Below are 18619 nucleotides of genomic sequence, written 5' to 3'. Positions count from 1 at the left end.
ACCGGGATTCACACCCGGCAGGGAAATCGACACAGGAGGTGACTTGAGTCACACCACGCATCCCGGCCTCGACGCCCTCTGGCTGACCGAGGCCGTTCGCCTGCGCGAGGAGCAGGCCGGCCCGCTGGAAGACAGCGAGGCGGTTCGTCAGGCACTGGCCCAGGGCGGTTCCCTGCCGCGCCGCATTCTCACCCGTGCCCACTGGCTCGGCCGCCGCGAAGGCCTGCTGGAGGCCCAGCGCACCTGGCGCCAAGGATCGAGGCTGGCGCTGGCCCTGCTGCTGGTGCTGGCCCTGGCCAGCGGCGCCGGACTGGCCTTCGCCGCGCTCGGCGACGGCCAGCGTCCGGTCAACGTGTTCTGGGCGCTGGCCAGCCTGCTCGGCCTGCACCTGCTGACCCTGCTCGGCTGGGCCATCGGCCTGCTCGCCGGCGGTGAGGCCGCGGGCGCGCTCGGCCGGCTCTGGCTGTGGCTCAGCGGCAAGCTGGCGCGCGACGCCCGCGCCGCGCACCTGGCGCCGGCGCTACTGGTCCTGCTCGGCCGGCGCCGGCTGGCGCGCTGGGGCCTCGGCGCGCTGGTCCACGGGCTCTGGCTGCTCGGCCTGCTGACCGCGCTGGCCATGCTCCTCGGCCTGCTGGCGACCCGCCGCTACGGTTTCGTCTGGGAAACCACCATTCTCGGCAGCGATACCTTCATCGCCCTCACCCAGGCGCTCGGCGCCCTGCCGGCGTTGCTTGGCTTCCCGTTGCCGGACGCCGAGCTGATCCGCGCCAGCGGCGACGCCGCCCTGGCCAACGAAGCCGCACGGCACGCCTGGGCCGGCTGGCTGGTAGGCGTACTGCTGGTCTATGGGGTCCTGCCGCGCGCGCTGCTCGGTCTGCTCTGCCTGTGGCGCTGGAAACGCGGCCTGGCCCACCTCGACCTGGACCTCGACGACCCAGGCTACAGCCTGCTGCGCGAACGCTTGATGCCGGCCAGCGAACGCCTCGGCGTCAGCGACGCGGCACCGGACTGGCTGCCGGAGCCGCAGGGCGGCCAGTCCGGCCAGGAAGCCGCCGGAGCGGTGCTGGTGGCGGTGGAGCTGGACGATCGCCGGCCCTGGCCGCCGAAGCTCGCCGAAGGCGTCGCCGACGCCGGCATCCTCGACGACGGCCAGCAGCGCCGTCGCCTGCTCGAACAACTGACCCGCTACCCGCCGGCGCGCCTGGCCATCGCCTGCGACCCGCGTCGCTCGCCGGACCGCGGCACCCTGGCGCTGCTCGGCGAACTCGCCCGCTGCGCCGCCAGCACCCGCATCTGGCTGCTCCAGGCTCCGCCCGGCGAAGCGCTCGACAGCGACCGCCTGGGTGACTGGCACACCGCCCTGGAACGCCTGCAACTGCCGCACGGCGAGACCTCGCCGCTGGCCTGGCTGGAGACCGGCCATGACTGAGCCGCTGATCCTGGCCGTGGTCGGCCACACCAATACCGGCAAGACCTCGCTGCTGCGCACCCTGACCCGCGACCGCGGATTCGGCGAAGTCTCCCATCGCCCCAGCACCACCCGCCACGTCGAGGGCGCCAGGCTGTCGGTGGACGGCGAAGCGCTGCTGGAACTCTACGACACGCCCGGCCTGGAAGACGCCATCGCCCTGCTCGACTACCTGGACGCCCTGGAGCGCCCCGGCGAGCGTCTCGATGGCCCGGAACGCATGGCGCGGTTGCTGGACAGCAACGAAGCGCGCGGGCGTTTCGAACAGGAAGCCAAGGTGGTCCGCCAGTTGCTCGCCTCCGACGCCGGGCTCTACGTGATCGACGCCCGCGAACCGGTGCTGGCCAAGTATCGCGACGAACTGGCGGTGCTCGCCGGCTGCGGCCGGCCGCTGCTGCCGGTGCTGAACTTCGTCGCCAGCCCACAGCATCGCGAGGAGGAGTGGCGCGCCGCCCTCGCCCGCCTCGGCCTGCACGCCCTGGTGCGTTTCGACAGCGTGGCCCCGCCGCTGGACGGCGAACGGCGCCTCTACGAGAGCCTGGCGCTGCTGCTGGAGCGCGCCCGGCCGCAGCTCGACCGGCTGATCGCCGACCACGAGGCACAGGCCGCCGCGCGCCTGCGCGCCGGGCAACGGCTGATCGCCGAACTGCTGGTCGACGTCGCCGCCTGCCGGCGCCTGGTGGCCAGCGCCGAAAGCGCGGTGCAGGAAGCCACCCGCGATCTGCACCAGCAGGTGCGCAAGCGCGAACAGGCCTGCGTGGAAGCGTTGCTGCGGCTCTACGCCTTCGCCAGGGACGACGCCCGCGCCGCCGACCTGCCGCTGCTCGACGGCCGCTGGGGCGACGATCTGTTCAATCCGGAGACCCTGCGCCAGCTCGGTATCCGCCTCGGCGGCGGGGTTGCGGCCGGCGCCGCGGCCGGCGCCGGCATCGACCTGCTGGTGGGCGGCGTCACCCTTGGCGCCGCCGCCGCCCTCGGCGCCCTCGCCGGCGGCGCCTGGCAGACCGTCGGCCACTACGGTTCGCGCCTGCTCGGCAAGCTCAAGGGCGCCCGCGAGCTGACCGTCAACGACGCCGTGCTGCGCCTGCTCGCGCTGCGCCAACGGCAACTCCTGGCGGCCCTGCAGACACGCGGCCACGCGGCGCTCGAGGCGATCCGCCTGGAGACCCCGGAAGACAGGCAGTGGCGCGAAGGCAAACTGCCGGAAGCGCTGCGCAAGGCGCGCGCGCATCCGGAGTGGTCGTCGCTCAACGGCAGGCGTGCGGGCGGTGGCGACCGCCAGGAACAGATCGACGCGCTGGCCGAACACCTGGCCGACAGCGGTGAATGAGAGGAACAGGCGGAGCCCGGAGGCTCCGCCGGCCGGTCAGACCGCGACCGGCGCCTTGATGTGCGGATGGGCCTGGTAGCCGACCAGTTCGAAGTCCTCGAAGCGGAAGTCGAACAGATCCTTCACCTCGGGATTCAGCTTCATGCTCGGCAACGGCAGCGGTTCGCGGGTCAGCTGCAGGTCGGCCTGCTCCAGGTGGTTGGCGTACAGGTGGCAATCGCCGCCGGTCCAGATGAACTCGCCCGGCCGCAGGCCGGCGATCTGCGCCACCATCAGGGTCAGCAGGGCGTAGCTGGCGATGTTGAAGGGTACGCCGAGGAAGATATCCGCCGAACGCTGGTAGAGCTGGCAGCTGAGCTTGCCGTCGGCGACGTAGAACTGGAACAGCGCGTGGCACGGCGGCAGGGCCATCTCGTCGATCAGCGCCGGGTTCCAGGCGGAGACGATCAGCCGGCGCGAGTCCGGATTCTTCTTCAGCATCGTCATCAGGTTGGCGATCTGATCGATGTGCCGGCCGTCCGGCGCCGGCCAGGAGCGCCACTGGTAGCCGTACACCGGACCGAGGTCGCCGTTCTCGTCGGCCCACTCGTCCCAGATCGAGACGCCGTGTTCCTTGAGGTAGGCGATATTGGTGGAGCCCTGGAGGAACCACAGCAGCTCGTGGACGATCGACTTGAGGTGGCACTTCTTGGTGGTCACCAGGGGGAAGCCCGCGGCCAGGTCGAAGCGCATCTGGTAGCCGAACACGCTATAGGTGCCGGTGCCGGTGCGGTCGCTCTTGAAGGTGCCGTGCTCGCGCACATGGCGCATCAGGTCGAGGTACTGTTTCATCGGAGGCCCGGATCGATATCGGTGCGGCGCCGGCGTCGCGGCTCCCACCGAGGGATGAAAGAAAGATGGCCAAGTCTACGGTGGCGGCGGCTGCATCGCCAGTTCGCCGCGACCGGCGCAAGCCATGCGCGCCCAGGCGGGGAAGGCCGGCCGCCCGGAGCGGATGACGCCTGCGATGTTATCCGCCCCGACCATCGGAAGCGGCCCCTCAGGCCGCCTTCGGCTGCGCTGCGTCGCGGCGGTAGGCCCAGACCATCAGGGCAATGCCGGCCAGCACCATCGGTACGCAGAGCACCTGCCCCATGGTCAGCCAGCCCCAGGCGAGGTAGCCGAGCTGGGCATCCGGCACGCGGACGAACTCGACGACGAAGCGGAAGATCCCGTAGCACAGCACGAACAGGCCGGAGACCGAGGCGGCCGGCCGTGGCTTGCGGGTGAACAGCCAGAGAATGACGAACAGCGCCACGCCTTCCAGGGCGAACTGGTACAGCTGCGACGGATGCCGCGGCAGCGGGCCGCCGTTGGGGAAGACCATGGCCCAGGGCACGTCGCTGACCTTGCCCCACAGCTCCGAGTTGATGAAGTTGCCGATGCGCCCGGCGCCCAGGCCGATCGGCACCAGCGGGGCGATGAAGTCCATCAGCTGGAAGAAGCTCTTGCCATGGCGCTTGCCGAACCACCAGACCGCCAGCATCACGCCGAGCAGCCCGCCATGGAAGGACATGCCGCCTTTCCAGACCTCGAAGATCAGCGTCGGATTGGCGATGTACTCGTCCAGGTTGTAGAACAGCACGTAGCCCAGGCGACCGCCGAGGATCACGCCGCAGGCGACCCAGAACACCAGGTCGGACAGGCGCTCCTTGGTCCAGCTCGGGTCGAAGCGTTTCATCCGGCGCGACGCCAGCAGCCAGGCGCCGCCGATCCCGATCAGGTACATCAGCCCGTACCAGTGGATCTTCAACGGGCCGATGGCCAGCGCAACCGGATCGATCTGGGGATACGTCAGCATCGATAACTCCTAGGGCAAGAAAGCTAGATCAGGAAACTCACGCCCACGCTGAACAACAGCAGGGCGAACAGGCGCTTGAGCACGCGCGGCGACAGGCGGTGGGCCAGGCGCGCGCCGAAACGGGCGAACAGCATACTGGTGGCGGCGATGCCGACCAACGCCGGCAGATAGACGTAGCCCAGGCTCCACTCCGGCAACTGCGGGTTATGCCAGCCGACCGCGATGAACGACAGCGCGCCGGAGATGGCGATGGGCAGGCCGCAGGCCGAGGAGGTCGCCACCGCCTGCTGCATCGGCACGCCGCGCCAGCTGAGGAAAGGCACGGTCAGCGAACCGCCGCCGATGCCGAAGATCGCCGAGGCCCAGCCGATCACCGCGCCGGCGACGGTCAGCCCGCCCTTGCCGGGCACCTCGTGTCGGCCCCTGGGCTTGAGGTCGAGGGTCATCTGCAGGGCGACCAGGATGGCGAACACACCGATGATCTTCTGCAGCAGCGGTCCCTTGATCTGCGCCGCGGTCAGCGCGCCGAGGGCGCTGCCGATGAGGATGCCGAGGGTCATCCAGGCGAATACCGGCCAGCACACCGCACCGCGCCGGTGATGTTCGAGAATGGAGTTGATCGAGGTGAAGACGATGGTCGCCAGCGAAGTGCCGACCGCCATCTGGGTCAGGACATCGCCGCCGAAACCGTGCGCGGTGAAGCTGAACACCAGCGCCGGGACGATGATCAGGCCGCCGCCGACGCCGAACAGTCCGGCCAGCACGCCGGCGCAGGCGCCCAGCACGATATAGAGGAGAAACTCCATGCACGCCCCCGTTGGAAAGCCGGCATGGTAACGGAATTGCGCGCGGCGCGGCAGGCGTCGTGCTTGAACGGCGATGGCCGATGCCTTTAGCCTGACGGCCTGCCCACTCCAAGGATCGCGCATGTGCCTGATCGTCTTCGCCTGGCAACCGGGACACGCCCTGCCGCTGCTGGTCGCCGCCAACCGTGACGAGTTCTACGCCCGTCCGAGCCTGCCGCTGGCGGCCTGGGAGGACGCCGAGGGGGTATTCGCCGGGCGCGACCTGGAGGCCGGCGGCACCTGGCTGGGGCTCGGCCCGGCCGGCCGCTTCGCCGCCCTGACCAATGTCCGCGATCCGTCACAGCCGCTCGGCAAGCGCTCGCGCGGCGAACTGGTGGCGGACTTCCTGCGCGACGGCGGCAACCCGGCCGACTACCTGGCCCGGGTCGCCGAGCGCGCCGCGGACTATTCCGGCTTCAACCTGCTGGTCGGCGACCGCCACCAGCTCTGGCACTACAACCCCCGCGTCGGCCCGCCACTACTGCTGCCAGCGGGCGTCTACGGGTTGTCCAACGCCGCGCTCGACAGTCCCTGGCCGAAACTCCTCAAGGCCCGCGCGGCGCTTGCCGAACGCCTCGCCGAGCCGCATCCGCACGCCCTGCTGGAGCTGCTGGCCGACCCACAGCCGGCCACCGACGGCCAGTTGCCGGACACCGGCGTCGGCCTGGCCACCGAGCGCCTGCTCTCCAGCGTGTTCATCGCCAGCCCCAGCTACGGCACCCGGGCCAGCACCGCGCTGCGGGTGCACGCCGACGGCTCGCGGGAGATCGTCGAGCGCAGCTTCGGCCCCTCCGGCGCCCGCCTCGGCGAAGTCAGCCTGGTGCTGCCGCCGGACTGAAGACTCAGCAACAGGTCACGCAGTCGCGCCGTTGCTTGGCCCGGTAGAGCGCGTCGTCGACCCGGCAGAGCAGCAGGTCGAGGGTTTCGCCGTCGTCCAGCACGCCGACGCCGAAGCTCGCGGTCAAGCGCCCGCAGACCTCGAACGGCTGGCCACGGACCCGCTGGCGCAGCCGCTCAGCCAGCGCCGCGGCGGCCTCCAAGGCGGTTTCCGGGAGCAGCAGGATGAACTCCTCGCCCCCCCAGCGCGCCAGAACATCGACTTCGCGCAGCTCGCCGGCGATCAGGTGGCCGAAGTCCACCAGCACGCTGTCGCCGATGGAATGGCCGAACAGGTCGTTGATCCGCTTGAAGTGGTCGATATCGATCATCACCAGCGCCGTGGAGCGTCCGTGGCGCTGCCGGCGCATCCACTCCTGGTGCAGGCACTGTTCGAACTTGCGCCGGTTGTACAGCCCGGTGAGCGGGTCGATCTCGCTCAGGCGCTGGGCCTCGGCCATCTTCAGGGCCAACGCCTGGTTGACCCGATGCAGCGCCTCGGTGCGCTCGGCCACCAGTTCCTCGAGGCGCAGGTTCCAGTCGAACAGCTCCTCGTTGCGCTGTTGCAGCTCCAGCTCGACCAGCTTGCGCTGGTGGATCTCATGGTGCGCGCCGATCATCCGCCGCGGCTCGCCACGTTCGTCGAACTCGACGAAGCGTCCGCGATCGCTGATCCACAGGTAGTCGCCGCTGTAGGTCCGGCAGCGGTATTCCTCGCAGTATTCCGGGCTTTCGCCATCGAGATAGGCCTGGAAGCTGGCCATCACCCCAGGGTAGTCCTCGGGATGGATGATGCCCTTCCAGGTGTCCACGCTCTCCGGCAGGCTGTTCGGCGGATAGCCGAGCATCAGGTACCAGCCGGCGCTGCGGCTCACCTGGTTGGTGGCGATATTCCAGTCCCAGATCCCGTCGCTGACGATCTCCAGGGCATAACGCAGGGTCTTCTCAAGGTCTTCGCGTGACAGCGGAAGAAGACCCGGCGGTTTCGACGCCCGTTCATCCATTTGCGGCAATCCCTCGCACGTTCGACTGGCCAGTGGCCTCTACCGAATGGCAGGCAGTCTATACGCTTGCGCGCAAAGCGTAAGCGCCGGACGACGAAGCGACCGGCGCGCGGGGAGTCAGGACTGGACGGTGGCCGCCGGGTTGATCACCCGGCCCAGCCCGAGGTTGCGCAACGCCAGGTGCAACGAGCTGTGGATGACTTGCGGGTTGTCGAAGGTGAGCAACTGGCCGAGCAGGTCGCGGGCCTTGTCCAGGGAGATCTGGCGCAGCAGCCACTTCACCTTGGGCAGGTTGGTGGCGTTCATCGACAGGCTGTCGAAGCCCATCGCCATCAGCAGCACGGCGGCGGCGGGGTCGCCGGCCATCTCGCCGCAGATGCTCACCGGCTTGCCTTCCAGGTGGGCGTCGTCGACCACCTTCTTCAGCGCGTGGAGGACGGCGGGGTGCAGGTAGTCGTAGAGGTCGGCGACACGGGGATTGTTGCGGTCGACGGCGAGCAGGTACTGGGTCAGGTCGTTGGAGCCGACCGAGAGGAAATCGACCTGGCGCGCCAACTCGCGGGTCTGGTACACCGCCGCGGGAATCTCGACCATCATCCCGATCGGCGGCATGGCGATGTCAACGCCCTCGTCGCGGACCTCGCCCCAGGCGCGGTGGATCAGGTGCAGCGCCTCCTCCAGCTCGTGGGTGCCGGAGATCATCGGCAGCAGGATGCGCAGGTTGTCCAGGCCCTCGCTGGCCTTGAGCATGGCGCGCGTCTGGACCAGGAAGATCTCCGGGTGGTCGAGGGTAACGCGGATGCCGCGCCAGCCGAGGAACGGGTTGTCTTCCTTGATCGGGAAGTAGGACAGCGCCTTGTCGCCACCGATGTCCAGGGTGCGCATGGTCACCGGCAACGGGTGGAAGGCGCTGAGCTGCTCGCGGTAGATCGCCAGCTGTTCCTTCTCGCTGGGGAAGCGGTCGTTGATCATGAACGGCACTTCGGTGCGGTACAGGCCGACGCCCTCGGCGCCGCGCTCCTGGGCGCGGGCGACATCGGCGAGCAGGCCGGTGTTGACCCAGAGCGGCATGCGGTGGCCGTCGAGGGTCTCGCAGGGCAGTTCGCGCAGGGCCGCCAGGCCCTTGCTCAGCTCGCGCTCCTCGGCGACCACGTCGCTGTACTGGCGCACCAGTTCGGCGGAGGGGTTGGTGTAGACCTCGCCGTGGTAGCCGTCGACGATCAGGTCGATGCCGTCGACCTTGGAATACGGCAGGTCGACCGCCCCCATCACCGTGGGGATGCCCATGGCGCGGGCGAGGATCGCCACGTGCGAGTTGCCCGAGCCGAGCACCGAGACCAGGCCGACCAGGCGCCCTTCCGGCACCTCGCCGAGCATCGCCGGGGAGAGTTCCTCGCTGACGATGATGGTCTGTTCCGGGTAGGTCAGGTTCTGCTTGCGCTCTTCCTGCAGGTAGGCGAGCAGGCGCCGGCCGATGTCCTTGACGTCGGAGGCGCGCTCGCGGAGGTAGGCGTCATCCATCAGTTCGAAGCGCTGCACGTGTTCCATCACCACCTGGCGCAGGGCGCCCTGGGCCCACTGGCCGGTGCGGATGATGCGCTTGACCTCGTTGCCGATGGAGGCATCGTCGAGCATCATCAGGTAGACGTCGAACAGCGCGCGTTCTTCCTTGCGCAACTGGCTGGCGAGCTTGCTCGACAGCGCGCGCATGTCGGCGCGGACGCCCTCCAGCGCCTGCTTGAACAGGGCGATCTCGGCGTCGATGTCGTCGACCTGCTTGTCCGGCACCACTTCCAGGTCGGCCGGCGGCAATACCACCACCGCCTTGCCCACGCCGACCCCGGGGGCGCCGGGCACGCCAACGAACTTGGCCTCCTGGATGCCCTTGCCGAGCTTGCCCAGGCCACGGATGGAGCCGGTCGCCTCGGCATGCGCGATGACCCCGGCGAGCTGCGCGCTCATGGTGACCAGGAAGGCCTCCTCGCCTTCGTCGAACTGGCGGCGCTCCTTCTGTTGCACCACGAGCACCCCCATCACCCGCCGATGGTGGATGATCGGCGCGCCGAGGAACGACGCGTAGCGCTCCTCGCCGGTCTCGGCGAAATAGCGGTAGCGCGGGTGGGCGGCGGCGTTCTCCAGGTTGAGCGGTTCCTCGCGGGTACCGACCAGGCCGACCAGGCCTTCGCTGGGGGCCATGCTGACCTTGCCGATGGAACGCTTGTTGAGGCCTTCGGTGGCCATCAGGACGAAACGCTGGGTCTCGGTGTCGAGCAGGTAGACCGAGCAGACCTGGGTACCCATGGCCTCCTTGACCCGCTGCACGATGATGCCCAGCGCCGCCTTCAGATCCTTGGCGGAGTTCACTTCCTGGACGATCTTGCGCAGCGTGTTGAGCATGCTCGGGGGCCTTGTCTCCGTGTTCAGTCCCGCGCCAGCAGGCGCGGGGCCAGTTCCTTCAGGGCGCGGCGGTAGACCTCGCGCTTGAAGGTCACCACCTGTCCCAGGGGGTACCAGTAACTCACCCAGCGCCAGCCATCGAACTCGGGCTTGCTGGTGATATCCATGCGCACGCGCGCCTCGTCGGACATCAGCCGCAGCAGGAACCACTTCTGCTTCTGGCCGATGCACAGCGGCTGGCTATGGGTCCGCACCAGGCGCTGCGGCAAGCGGTAGCGCAGCCAGCCACGGGTGCAGGCCAGGATGCGCACGTCGCCGGCCTCCAGGCCGACTTCTTCGTTCAGTTCGCGATACAGCGCCTCTTCCGGCGTTTCGCGATCATTGATGCCTCCCTGCGGGAACTGCCAGGCTTCCTGATTGATACGCCGCGCCCACAGCACCTGCCCCGCCTCGTTGGCGAGAATGATGCCGACATTCGGGCGAAAACCATCGGAATCGATCACGCTGGGACATCCTCGAAATCGCATGTGCCCGCATTGTTCCATAAAGCTTGTGATAGCGGCAACGCGCGGCTTTGCGACTCGCGCGGGGAGGATACAGGGCCGGCAAAAGCCGGTAGGCTAGGGGTTTTCCCAAGGCCCGGCGGGAACCTTCGCAAAAGGCTCTCGCGGCCCCTCCGCCACCCGCCAACCGATGGAGTCACCCCGTGCGTCTGGCCCTTTTCGATCTCGACAACACCCTGCTCGCCGGCGACAGCGACCATAGCTGGGGCGAATGGCTGTGCCAGCGCGGCCTGGTCGACGCCGCCGAATACCAGGCGCGCAACGACGCCTTCTATGCCGACTACGTGGCCGGCAAGCTCGACGTCCTTGCCTACCAGGCCTTCACCCAGGCGATTCTCGGTCGCACCGAGATGGCCCAGCTGGAAACCTGGCACCGCCAGTTCATGCAGGAAGTCATCGAGCCGATCGTGTTGGCCAAGGGCGAGGCGCTGCTCGCCGAGCACCGCGCCGCCGGCGACCGGCTGGTGATCATCACCGCCACCAATCGCTTCGTCACCGGCCCGATCGCCGAACGGCTCGGGGTGGATACCCTGATCGCCACCGAGTGCGAGATGCGCGACGGCCGCTACACCGGGCAGACCTTCGACGTACCCTGCTTCCAGGGCGGCAAGGTGGTACGCCTGCAACGCTGGCTCGACGAGAACGGCCTGGACCTGGAAGGCGCCAGCTTCTACAGCGACTCGCTGAACGACCTGCCATTGCTGGAGAAGGTCAGCCGGCCGGTGGCCGTCGACCCCGATCCTCGCCTGCGCGCCGAGGCGGAAAAACGCGGCTGGCCGATCATTTCCCTGCGTTGACCCACTGACAACCGCGCCGTCCGACGGGCGGCGCCACGGCGGACCCAGGATGCCCCACACCGCCCCCGCTCCCGGCTCGCTGCGGCCGGTCGTGATCGTCGCCCTGGTCACCGCGCTATGCCTGGCCGGCGATTCGATGCTCTACATCGCCCTGCCGATCTACTGGCGCGAGGTCGGCCTGGAGGCGCTCTGGCAGGTCGGCGTGCTGCTGTCGATCAACCGCCTGATCCGCCTGCCCTTCAATCCGCTGATCGGCCGCCTGTACAAGCATCTGGCGCTGAAGACCGGGCTGCTCCTGGCGGTCGTCATCGGCGTGCTGAGCACCGCCGGCTACGGCCTGGCCAGCGGATTCCTGGCCTGGGTACTGCTGCGCGGGCTATGGGGGATCGGCTGGTCGTTCTTCCGCATCGGCGGGCTCTCGGCGGTGGTCTACTGCGCCGCCGACCACCAGCGCGGCCGTGCCATGGGCCTGTACAACGGCCTCTACCGCCTGGGCAGCCTGGTCGGCATGCTGCTCGGCGGACTGCTGGTGCCGGTCCTCGGCCTGCCGGCGCTGGCGCTGTCCTTCGCGATCCTGGCGCTGCTCGGCCTGCCGCTGCTGGCGAAGGGTTTCGTCCTGCCGGAGAATCCCGCCGGACATGCGCGGCCCCCCGCCGCAACGGCATCCACCAGCGTCGCCAGGCTCCCGCCGCCGCGCGGCCTGGTGATCCTCAGCGGCTTCGGTACCGCGCTCCTGATCCAGGGCGTGCTCGCCGCCACCCTGAGCGCGCTGATCGCCCGCAGCTTCGGCACGGAGGTCAGCCTGCTCGGCCTGGCGCTCAGCGCCGCCGGTCTCTCCGGGATCATCCAGGCCCTGCGCTGGTCCTGGGAGCCCTGGCTGGCCGGGCGCTTCGGTGCCTGGTCGGACGGCCCGCGCGGGCGCCAGGGCTACTACGTGGCCGCGCTGCTGGCCGGAGCGCTGGGCTTCGGCCTGCTCTCCACCGCGCTGCCGATCCTCGCCTGGCTGGCCCTCGCGCTGCTGGTGATGCTGGTCGCCACCGCCCTCACCACCCTGACCGACGCCCTGGCCGCCGACGTCGCCCGTGCCGGCGACGTGGTCGACTTCATGACCCGCTACTCCATCGTCCAGGACCTCGGCGCCGCGCTCGGCCCGGCGCTGGCCTTCCTCCTGCTGGAGCGGCCCGGCGGCTTCGCCTGGCTGTACTGGGGCGGCTCGCTGGCGTTCCTGCTGCTGGCGCTGCTCTGGCTGCGTCGAACGAATCCTCAGACCGGCTTGTTGACCATCAGGTAGAAGATCACCATGAAGGCGATGAAGGCCGGCCAGCCGAGGATGAACCAGGCGCGCATGTAGCGATGCGCCAGCGGCTCGATCGGTCGCGCCTCGCGCAGGGCCGACTCGGCCATGTCGCGCACGCGGATCTGCAACCACACCACCGGCAGCCAGCAGAGCCCGGCGAATACGTAGAGGCCCAGACTCCACAGCAACCAGCCCTGGGTCAGCGGCCAGCCGGCGACATGCACCATGGCCAGGCCGCTGAGCGGCTGGAACACGGCGGTGGTGGCGATGAACAGCCAGTCGGCGGTGACCAGGTGGCGGAAGGTCACCGCGATCACCGGCAACTGCCCGCTGCGCCAGGCACGCAGGGCGTAGTAGGCCGAGCCGAGGCCGGTGCCGAAGAGGATGGTCGAGGAAAGGATATGCAGGGTCTTCAGCAGCAGGTAGAGGTTCATCCGCGGGCCTCCTTGGCTCGAGGTTCGCCGCCCAGCAGCCAGAGCGTGGCCACCATCAGCACGAGGTTCTTGCCGACCGCCATGTAGGGGTCGTACCAGTAGTGCGGCAGGATCAGGCTGATCACCAGGCTGTAGCCGAGCATCAGCCAGAACTGCGCCAGCAGCGCGCGCCGGCGCCAGCGACGGAGCAGCAGGCCGACGCCGAGCGCGCCATCGAGCAGGGCCCCGGCGATCACCGCCAGGCTCGCCGGCCAGCCCTGGATACCGGCTTCGCCGAGGATGCGCAGGCCCCAGGCATACCCCGGGCCGAGACAGGCGACCAGGGTGCCCAGCCAGATCAGCACCAGCGCCGCCAGCATCAGAGGTCGCAGCAGGCTCGCCAGGGCGTTCTGCGCCTGCGGCCAGCCGAGCAGGCGGCTGGACAGCGGCGCGCAGCGGTAGCCGCAGGCGGCCTGGAGAATCGCCGGGTCGGCCAGGTTGTCCTGGCGCACCAGCTTCAGCATCGGCGGGCTCAGGACCCGCCAGCCGAGGCGCCGGCCGAGCCCGCCGAGCGCATCCAGCAGCGCCGCGGGCGGCACCAGGTAGCGTCCGCGCGGCCAGCCCTGGGCCCGGCGCAGCCGGTCGAGCAGCTCGCCCTGGGTCAATGCCTGCGGCCCCACCAGCGGAATCACCTGTGCGCGCTCCGGCCAGTCGCGCAACAGCGCCAGCACCGCGCCGACCAGGTCATCGACATGCAGCGGCTGCAGCCGGGCGCGATTATCCAGCAAGGGAATCAGCGGCAGCGGCGACAGGCGCTCCAGCCAGGCGCTGCTGGCGCCGCCCGGTCCCAGCAACAGGGACGGGCGCAGCACCAGCGCCGCAATGCCCAGCCCCAGCAGGTGGCGGTCGGCCGCGGCCTTGCTGGCGAGGAAGGGCACATCCGGGTGCTCGCCGGCACCCAGCGCGGAAATCTGCAGGACCTTGGCCCCATGGCCGGCGGCGAGATCGAAGAGCGCCCGCGTGCCACTATCCTGGACCCGCGCCATGCTCGCCTCGTCCAGGCTCATGGCGCCGGCGGCGTTGACCAGCAGGTCGACCCCGGCGGGCCAGGCGAAGCTGTCCGGGCTCTGCGCAAGCCGCTCCAGGTCGAGGGCCAGCCAGCGACAGCCAGGGGGCGCGGCGTCCGGCGGGCGGCGCGCGGTGAGGATCAGTTCGTGCCCGGCGGCGAGCAGCGCCGGCAGCAGGTGCCGACCGACGAAGCCACTCGCGCCCACCAGCAGAATGCGCATGTGTTCCTACAGAACCGGCGAAAACCGGTGAAGTCCGTTTCGTTGGGGTTTCAGAGCGGCTTGCTGACCATCAGCACCGCCACGGCGACGAAGCTGGCCGTGCCGAGCAGGGCCATGACCAGGCCGATCCTGATATCGCGCACAGTCTGCTCGCCCAGCGTGGCGCCCGCCGTCTCGGCGGCGCCGGCCTGGTGCTGGACCCGCGCCAGGCGGCCGGCGAGGAGCAGCCAGAAGATGCAGCCGAGCAGATAGAGGCAGGCGCCGAACAGCAGCCAGCTCTGGCCCAGCGGCCATCCGGCCAGGTGCGCCAGCCACCAGCCGCTGACCGGCAGGGCCAGCAGGCTGAGACCCAGCAGCGGCCAGCCGATCAGGCGGATCCGCCGGAAGCCGCGGGCGATCCGCGCCGCGTCGGCCGAGCGCCAGCTGCGCCAGGCGTAGAACGCCAGGCCGAGCAGGCCGCCGAACAGCAGCACGGTGGCGACCCCGTGGAGAATCTTGATCTGGAGAAAATGTTCCATCAGCGCATCCTTGTCCGTGTGCCCGGCCTGTTTGAGAGGCCGGGGCGGGCTCAGTTCCCGAAGAGGGAAACACCTGCCGGTGAAGCTTAGCAGCCCGCGTCGGCGAGCCGCCGCGGGTCAGCCGAGGAACAGCTGGTAGGCCGGGTTGTCGGTCTCGTCCCAGTAGGGATAGCCGATCGCTTCGAGGGTCTGCGGGATCAACTGGCGCTCATCCTCCGGCACTTGCAGCCCGGCCACCACCCGGCCGTCGGCAGCGCCGTGGTTGCGGTAGTGGAACATCGAGATGTTCCAGCGCCCACCGAGCTTGGTGAGGAAGTTGAACAGCGCGCCGGGCCGCTCGGGGAATTCGAAGCGGAACACCATCTCGTCGCTGACCTTCACCGCGTGGCCGCCGACCATGTGGCGGATGTGCAGCTTGGCCAGCTCGTTGTCGGTCAGGTCGAGGACCGGGAAACCTTTCTCGCGCAGGTAGGCCACCAGCGCCTCGCGCGGGTCGTTTTCCGGGTGGGTCTGCACGCCGACGAAGATGTGCGCCTCGCTGCCGCTGTGATAGCGGTAGTTGAACTCGGTGATCTGGCGCTTGCCGACCGCCTCGCAGAAGGCCTTGAAGCTGCCCGGCCGCTCGGGAATGGTCACCGCGATGATCGCCTCGCGGCGCTCGCCCAGCTCGGCGCGCTCGGCGACGTGGCGCAGGCGGTCGAAATTGACGTTGGCGCCGGAGTCGATCGCCACCAGGGTCTGGCCCTCGGCGCGCTCGCGCTCGACGTACTTCTTGATCCCGGCCACCGCCAGCGCGCCGGCCGGTTCGGTGATCGAGCGGGTGTCGTCGTAGATGTCCTTGATCGCCGCACAGATCTCGTCGGTACTGACGGTGATCACCTCGTCGACGTGGTCCTTGCAGATGTCGAAGGTGTGCTGGCCGATCTGCGCCACCGCCACCCCGTCGGCGAACAGCCCGACCTGACCCAGCACCACCCGCTCGCCGGCGGCCATGGCCGCCTGCAGGCAGTTCGACTCGTCCGGCTCGACGCCGATCACCTTGATCTCCGGACGCAGGTACTTTACGTAGGCGGCGATGCCGGCGACCAGCCCGCCACCGCCGACCGGGACGAAGATCGCGTCGAGGCGGCCGGGCTGCTGGCGGAGGATCTCCATGGCCACGGTGCCCTGGCCGGCGATGGTGTCCGGATCGTCGTAGGGATGGACGAAGGTGTAGCCCTTTTCATCGACCAGCTTCAACGCGTGGGCCAGCGCCTCGGGGAAGGCGTCGCCGTGCAGCACCGCCTTGGCGCCCTGGGCGCGCACCGCCTGGACCTTGATCTCCGGGGTGGTCTTGGGCATCACGATGACCGCCCTGATCCCCTGGCGCCTGGCCGCCAGGGCCAGCCCCTGGGCGTGGTTGCCGGCCGAGGCGGCGATCACCCCGCGGGCCTTCTCTTCCTCGGTAAGCTGCGCGACCTTGTTGTAGGCGCCACGGATCTTGAAGGAGAACACCGGCTGCAGGTCCTCGCGCTTGAGCAGGACCTGGTTGCCGAGGCGTTCGGACAACTGGCGGGCGGGTTGCAGGGGCGTTTCCACCGCGACGTCGTAGACGCGCGAGGTGAGGATCTTCTTGACGTATTGTTCGAGCATCGGAGGCGGTTCGGCGGACTTCACGGAAGCCCGGAGTCTACTCCAGGCCCGCCGGGCGGACTACCGGCGCGCCGCAGGAAAACGCCGCGACTGCCGGTCATCCGGAGCAAGACCGGAGGCCGCCAGGCCGCTATAATTCGTCCCTTCGTATCGCAGCGGCACAGGACGTGCCGGAAACCCGCCGGGCCGCCCCGGCCGCGCGCACCCTCCGCCTGCGCCGCCGGGACGGCCGGCCAGGCAACCAGACAGGCACCCGGGATGAACCAGGATCAGCTCAAGCAGGCAGTGGCACAGGCCGCCGTCGACCACATTCTTCCGCACCTCGACAGCAAGAGCATCGTCGGCGTCGGCACAGGCTCCACCGCGAACTTCTTCATCGATGCCCTGGCCCGTCACAAGGCCGAGTTCGACGGCGCCGTGGCCAGCTCGGAGGCCACCGCCAAACGCCTGAAGGAGCATGGCATCCCGGTCTACGAACTGAACACCGTCAGCGAGCTGGAGTTCTACGTCGATGGCGCCGACGAGAGCAACGAGCGCCTGGAGCTGATCAAGGGCGGCGGCGCCGCGCTGACCCGCGAGAAGATCGTCGCCGCGGTGGCCAGGACCTTCATCTGCATCGCCGACGCCAGCAAGCTGGTGCCCATCCTCGGCCAGTTCCCGCTGCCGGTGGAAGTCATCCCGATGGCCCGCAGCCACGTCGCCCGCCAACTGGTGAAGCTCGGCGGCGACCCGGTCTACCGCGAAGGCGTGCTGACCGACAACGGCAATATCATCCTCGACGTGCACAACCTGCGCATCGACAGCCCGGTGGAACTGGAAGAGAAGATCAACGCCATCGTCGGCGTGGTCACCAACGGCCTGTTCGCCGCCCGCCCGGCCGACCTGCTGCTGCTCGGCACCGCCGACGGCGTGCAGACCCTCAAGGCCTGAGTCCCTCGTGCCCCGCGCCGATCACCGGCTCGGGGCGACACTGCAACAAAAGCGGCTACGCTGTGTCTCAGCAGACGGCTGGTCCGTTGCGATCCGCCTCATTCCGTGAACAAGGAGCTAGACATGGCAGCCAAATTCCACCTGAAGAAAGCGAAAGACGGCCAGTTCCACTTCAACCTGCATGCCGCCAACGGCGAGATCATCCTCACCAGCGAGCTGTACAAGGCCAAGGACTCGGCGCTCAACGGCATCGACTCGGTGCGCAAGAACGCCCAGCGCGACGGCGCCTTCGAGGTCAAGCCGGCCAGCAACGGCAAGTTCCATTTCGTGCTCAAGGCCACCAACGGCCAGGTCGTCGGCCAGAGCCAGCTGTATGCCAGCCAGGCCAACGCCGAAGCCGGCGTGCAGTCGGTCAAGCGCGCGGCGCCGGAAGCCGGCCTCAGCGACGAGAGCTGATTCTCCGGCCGCCGTCGGCGACGGCGGCGGCTGGCCTCAGTCCAGCCATTCGATGGCGAACGGCTTGTGCCGGATGCGCAGGTGCCGGGTCTCCTGCCGCGCCTTCGGCGGCAGGCGCTCCAGCGCCTCGACGCAGGCCCGCGGATCGTCCAGCGGCAATTCGCCGAGCAGGTCCAGCGGCAATTCCCACCAGCGGCTGGCCAGCAGCCGTTCGATCAGCTCCGGCTCGAATCGATAGCGGATCACCCGCGCCGGCGACCCGGCCACCACCGCGTAGGGTGGCACGTCGCGGTTGACCAGCGATTGCGCGCCGACCACCGCCCCGGTGCCGATCTCCACCCCATCGAGGATCAGCGCATCGCGACCGATCCACACATCGTGCCCGATGCGCGCCGGGGTCGCTTCGCGCTCGGGCTGCAACGGCTTGCGCAACAGCTTCGGGTTGGCGGTGAAGGCATGGGTGCTCAGCCAGTGCATCGGATGCGACCGGCGCGGCTGGCCGATCACCACCCCGGCGGCGATCGAGCAGAAGCGGCCGATGCTGGCCACCTCCATGAATTCGCAGCCGCTGACCACATCGGTGTAGGCGCCGATCTCCAGCGCCGGCGAGTAGATCTTCGCCTTGCCCAGCTTCACGTTCGGCTCCAGCGTCACCAGCGTGCCGTCGCGCAGCGTCTCGACCCCGCTGGCCATGCGGCAGCCGTGCCGGGCCAGGGCCTTTCTCAGGCGGCGGTTGAGCAGGGCTTCGCGGAAAATGTTCATCGGACGGGTTCCAGGGCGGCACGACAGGGCAAGCACTGTAAATCGCCCTCTCGCGGTTACCAAGCCCCGAAACGGGAAGTCACGCCCCATCTCGCACCTCGCGCGGGTAACACTGCAGACGACGCGGAGCGTTGCCGCGCGTCCGATGGGAGGGCTTCTTACAACCTGGCGACACCGCAGGTCGACCAGGCGTCAATTCAGC

At 69.3% G+C, this 18619-nt stretch carries 18 protein-coding genes; 7 read left to right on the top strand and 11 right to left on the bottom strand.

What is annotated here, in order from left to right; all coding sequences use genetic code 11:
* Window positions 1-43 precede the first annotated feature (43 nt).
* Window positions 44-1429 carry a DUF2868 domain-containing protein gene (locus tag B7D75_RS01695; RefSeq protein ID WP_058130042.1) on the top strand — a complete coding sequence of 462 codons (1386 nt, stop codon included), beginning with the start codon at window positions 44-46 and terminating at the stop codon, window positions 1427-1429.
* Window positions 1422-2798: a GTPase/DUF3482 domain-containing protein gene (locus B7D75_RS01690; protein WP_058130041.1), complete on the top strand. Its 1377-nt coding sequence runs from the start codon at window positions 1422-1424 to the stop codon at window positions 2796-2798. The genes B7D75_RS01695 and B7D75_RS01690 overlap by 8 nt, the downstream gene beginning before the upstream one ends.
* Before the next feature lie 36 nt (window positions 2799-2834).
* Here B7D75_RS01690 and B7D75_RS01685 read toward each other — a convergent pair whose 3' ends face one another.
* The 3 genes from B7D75_RS01685 to B7D75_RS01675 form a co-directional block, all read right to left on the bottom strand.
* The gene (locus B7D75_RS01685) at window positions 2835-3629 is read right to left on the bottom strand and encodes a thymidylate synthase (RefSeq protein ID WP_107113681.1); all 795 of its coding nucleotides are present in this window, start codon (window positions 3627-3629) and stop codon (window positions 2835-2837) included.
* A 208-nt stretch (window positions 3630-3837) separates the two neighbouring features.
* Entirely contained in the window at window positions 3838-4638 is an 801-nt protein-coding gene (gene lgt, locus B7D75_RS01680) for a prolipoprotein diacylglyceryl transferase (protein WP_107113680.1), read from the bottom strand.
* 23 nt (window positions 4639-4661) lie between these two features.
* Window positions 4662-5444, bottom strand: coding sequence for a sulfite exporter TauE/SafE family protein (locus B7D75_RS01675; protein WP_107113679.1), 783 nt, complete (start codon window positions 5442-5444; stop codon window positions 4662-4664).
* 121 nt (window positions 5445-5565) lie between these two features.
* Between B7D75_RS01675 and B7D75_RS01670 the strand changes: the two genes are divergently transcribed.
* Window positions 5566-6321 (top strand): NRDE family protein, encoded by a 756-nt coding sequence (locus B7D75_RS01670; protein ID WP_012073952.1) that lies wholly within the window; start codon window positions 5566-5568, stop codon window positions 6319-6321.
* Window positions 6322-6325: 4 nt separating this feature from the next.
* Here B7D75_RS01670 and B7D75_RS01665 read toward each other — a convergent pair whose 3' ends face one another.
* The 3 genes from B7D75_RS01665 to B7D75_RS01655 all read right to left on the bottom strand — a co-directional run bounded on the left by B7D75_RS01665 (window position 6326) and on the right by B7D75_RS01655 (window position 10263).
* Window positions 6326-7363 (bottom strand): sensor domain-containing diguanylate cyclase, encoded by a 1038-nt coding sequence (locus B7D75_RS01665; RefSeq protein WP_012073951.1) that lies wholly within the window; start codon window positions 7361-7363, stop codon window positions 6326-6328.
* A gap of 117 nt (window positions 7364-7480) precedes the next feature.
* Window positions 7481-9760: a phosphoenolpyruvate--protein phosphotransferase gene (gene ptsP / locus B7D75_RS01660; RefSeq protein ID WP_012073950.1), complete on the bottom strand. Its 2280-nt coding sequence runs from the start codon at window positions 9758-9760 to the stop codon at window positions 7481-7483.
* A 23-nt stretch (window positions 9761-9783) separates the two neighbouring features.
* A complete protein-coding gene (locus B7D75_RS01655) occupies window positions 9784-10263 on the bottom strand; it encodes an RNA pyrophosphohydrolase (RefSeq protein WP_003084400.1) in 480 nt (159 codons plus the stop codon).
* A gap of 203 nt (window positions 10264-10466) precedes the next feature.
* Here B7D75_RS01655 and B7D75_RS01650 point away from each other — a divergent pair, with 203 nt between their 5' ends.
* Window positions 10467-11120 carry a histidinol-phosphatase gene (locus B7D75_RS01650; RefSeq protein WP_043103745.1) on the top strand — a complete coding sequence of 218 codons (654 nt, stop codon included), beginning with the start codon at window positions 10467-10469 and terminating at the stop codon, window positions 11118-11120.
* A gap of 49 nt (window positions 11121-11169) precedes the next feature.
* Window positions 11170-12411 carry an MFS transporter gene (locus tag B7D75_RS01645; RefSeq protein WP_107113678.1) on the top strand — a complete coding sequence of 414 codons (1242 nt, stop codon included), beginning with the start codon at window positions 11170-11172 and terminating at the stop codon, window positions 12409-12411.
* On the opposite strand, the gene B7D75_RS01640 is transcribed toward B7D75_RS01645, so the two are convergent.
* From B7D75_RS01640 to ilvA, 4 genes are all read right to left on the bottom strand, one after another.
* A complete protein-coding gene (locus B7D75_RS01640) occupies window positions 12384-12851 on the bottom strand; it encodes a DUF2269 family protein (RefSeq protein ID WP_034079264.1) in 468 nt (155 codons plus the stop codon). The genes B7D75_RS01645 and B7D75_RS01640 overlap by 28 nt on opposite strands.
* The gene (locus tag B7D75_RS01635) at window positions 12848-14119 is read right to left on the bottom strand and encodes an SDR family oxidoreductase (protein ID WP_043103739.1); all 1272 of its coding nucleotides are present in this window, start codon (window positions 14117-14119) and stop codon (window positions 12848-12850) included. The genes B7D75_RS01640 and B7D75_RS01635 overlap by 4 nt, the downstream gene beginning before the upstream one ends.
* Before the next feature lie 50 nt (window positions 14120-14169).
* The gene (locus B7D75_RS01630; protein ID WP_043103737.1) at window positions 14170-14637 is read right to left on the bottom strand and encodes a DUF2269 domain-containing protein; all 468 of its coding nucleotides are present in this window, start codon (window positions 14635-14637) and stop codon (window positions 14170-14172) included.
* A 117-nt stretch (window positions 14638-14754) separates the two neighbouring features.
* Window positions 14755-16269 carry a threonine ammonia-lyase, biosynthetic gene (ilvA, locus tag B7D75_RS01625; protein ID WP_234599961.1) on the bottom strand — a complete coding sequence of 505 codons (1515 nt, stop codon included), beginning with the start codon at window positions 16267-16269 and terminating at the stop codon, window positions 14755-14757.
* A gap of 258 nt (window positions 16270-16527) precedes the next feature.
* Between ilvA and rpiA the strand changes: the two genes are divergently transcribed.
* Window positions 16528-17199, top strand: a complete 672-nt coding sequence (rpiA, locus tag B7D75_RS01620; protein ID WP_003148607.1) for a ribose-5-phosphate isomerase RpiA — start codon at window positions 16528-16530, stop codon at window positions 17197-17199.
* A gap of 123 nt (window positions 17200-17322) precedes the next feature.
* A complete protein-coding gene (locus tag B7D75_RS01615) occupies window positions 17323-17655 on the top strand; it encodes a YegP family protein (RefSeq protein WP_012073944.1) in 333 nt (110 codons plus the stop codon).
* A 36-nt stretch (window positions 17656-17691) separates the two neighbouring features.
* On the opposite strand, the gene B7D75_RS01610 is transcribed toward B7D75_RS01615, so the two are convergent.
* Entirely contained in the window at window positions 17692-18417 is a 726-nt protein-coding gene (locus B7D75_RS01610) for a CatB-related O-acetyltransferase (protein ID WP_107113676.1), read from the bottom strand.
* Between the last annotated feature and the right edge of the window lie 202 nt (window positions 18418-18619).

The sequence above is a fragment of the Pseudomonas paraeruginosa genome, assembly GCF_003025345.2.
In the GTDB taxonomy this organism is placed as follows: Bacteria; Pseudomonadota; Gammaproteobacteria; order Pseudomonadales; family Pseudomonadaceae; genus Pseudomonas; species Pseudomonas paraeruginosa.
Note: the sequence above shows the minus strand (reverse complement) of the source record. Positions and strands in the feature narration are given on the sequence as shown.

Bases quoted from the DNA above. Each gene is read 5' to 3' on its own strand.
- B7D75_RS01640 (WP_034079264.1), bottom strand. From the start codon at position 12,851: ATGAACCTCTACCTGCTGCTGAAGACCCTGCATATCCTTTCCTCGACC.
- B7D75_RS01665 (WP_012073951.1), bottom strand. From the start codon at position 7,363: ATGGATGAACGGGCGTCGAAACCGCCGGGTCTTCTTCCGCTGTCACGC.
- B7D75_RS01685 (WP_107113681.1), bottom strand. From the start codon at position 3,629: ATGAAACAGTACCTCGACCTGATGCGCCATGTGCGCGAGCACGGCACC.
- B7D75_RS01615 (WP_012073944.1), top strand. From the start codon at position 17,323: ATGGCAGCCAAATTCCACCTGAAGAAAGCGAAAGACGGCCAGTTCCAC.
- B7D75_RS01645 (WP_107113678.1), top strand. From the start codon at position 11,170: ATGCCCCACACCGCCCCCGCTCCCGGCTCGCTGCGGCCGGTCGTGATC.
- B7D75_RS01675 (WP_107113679.1), bottom strand. From the start codon at position 5,444: ATGGAGTTTCTCCTCTATATCGTGCTGGGCGCCTGCGCCGGCGTGCTG.
- B7D75_RS01610 (WP_107113676.1), bottom strand. From the start codon at position 18,417: ATGAACATTTTCCGCGAAGCCCTGCTCAACCGCCGCCTGAGAAAGGCC.
- rpiA (WP_003148607.1), top strand. From the start codon at position 16,528: ATGAACCAGGATCAGCTCAAGCAGGCAGTGGCACAGGCCGCCGTCGAC.
- ilvA (WP_234599961.1), bottom strand. From the start codon at position 16,269: ATGCTCGAACAATACGTCAAGAAGATCCTCACCTCGCGCGTCTACGAC.
- B7D75_RS01630 (WP_043103737.1), bottom strand. From the start codon at position 14,637: ATGGAACATTTTCTCCAGATCAAGATTCTCCACGGGGTCGCCACCGTG.
- B7D75_RS01635 (WP_043103739.1), bottom strand. From the start codon at position 14,119: ATGCGCATTCTGCTGGTGGGCGCGAGTGGCTTCGTCGGTCGGCACCTG.
- ptsP (WP_012073950.1), bottom strand. From the start codon at position 9,760: ATGCTCAACACGCTGCGCAAGATCGTCCAGGAAGTGAACTCCGCCAAG.
- lgt (WP_107113680.1), bottom strand. From the start codon at position 4,638: ATGCTGACGTATCCCCAGATCGATCCGGTTGCGCTGGCCATCGGCCCG.
- B7D75_RS01670 (WP_012073952.1), top strand. From the start codon at position 5,566: ATGTGCCTGATCGTCTTCGCCTGGCAACCGGGACACGCCCTGCCGCTG.
- B7D75_RS01690 (WP_058130041.1), top strand. From the start codon at position 1,422: ATGACTGAGCCGCTGATCCTGGCCGTGGTCGGCCACACCAATACCGGC.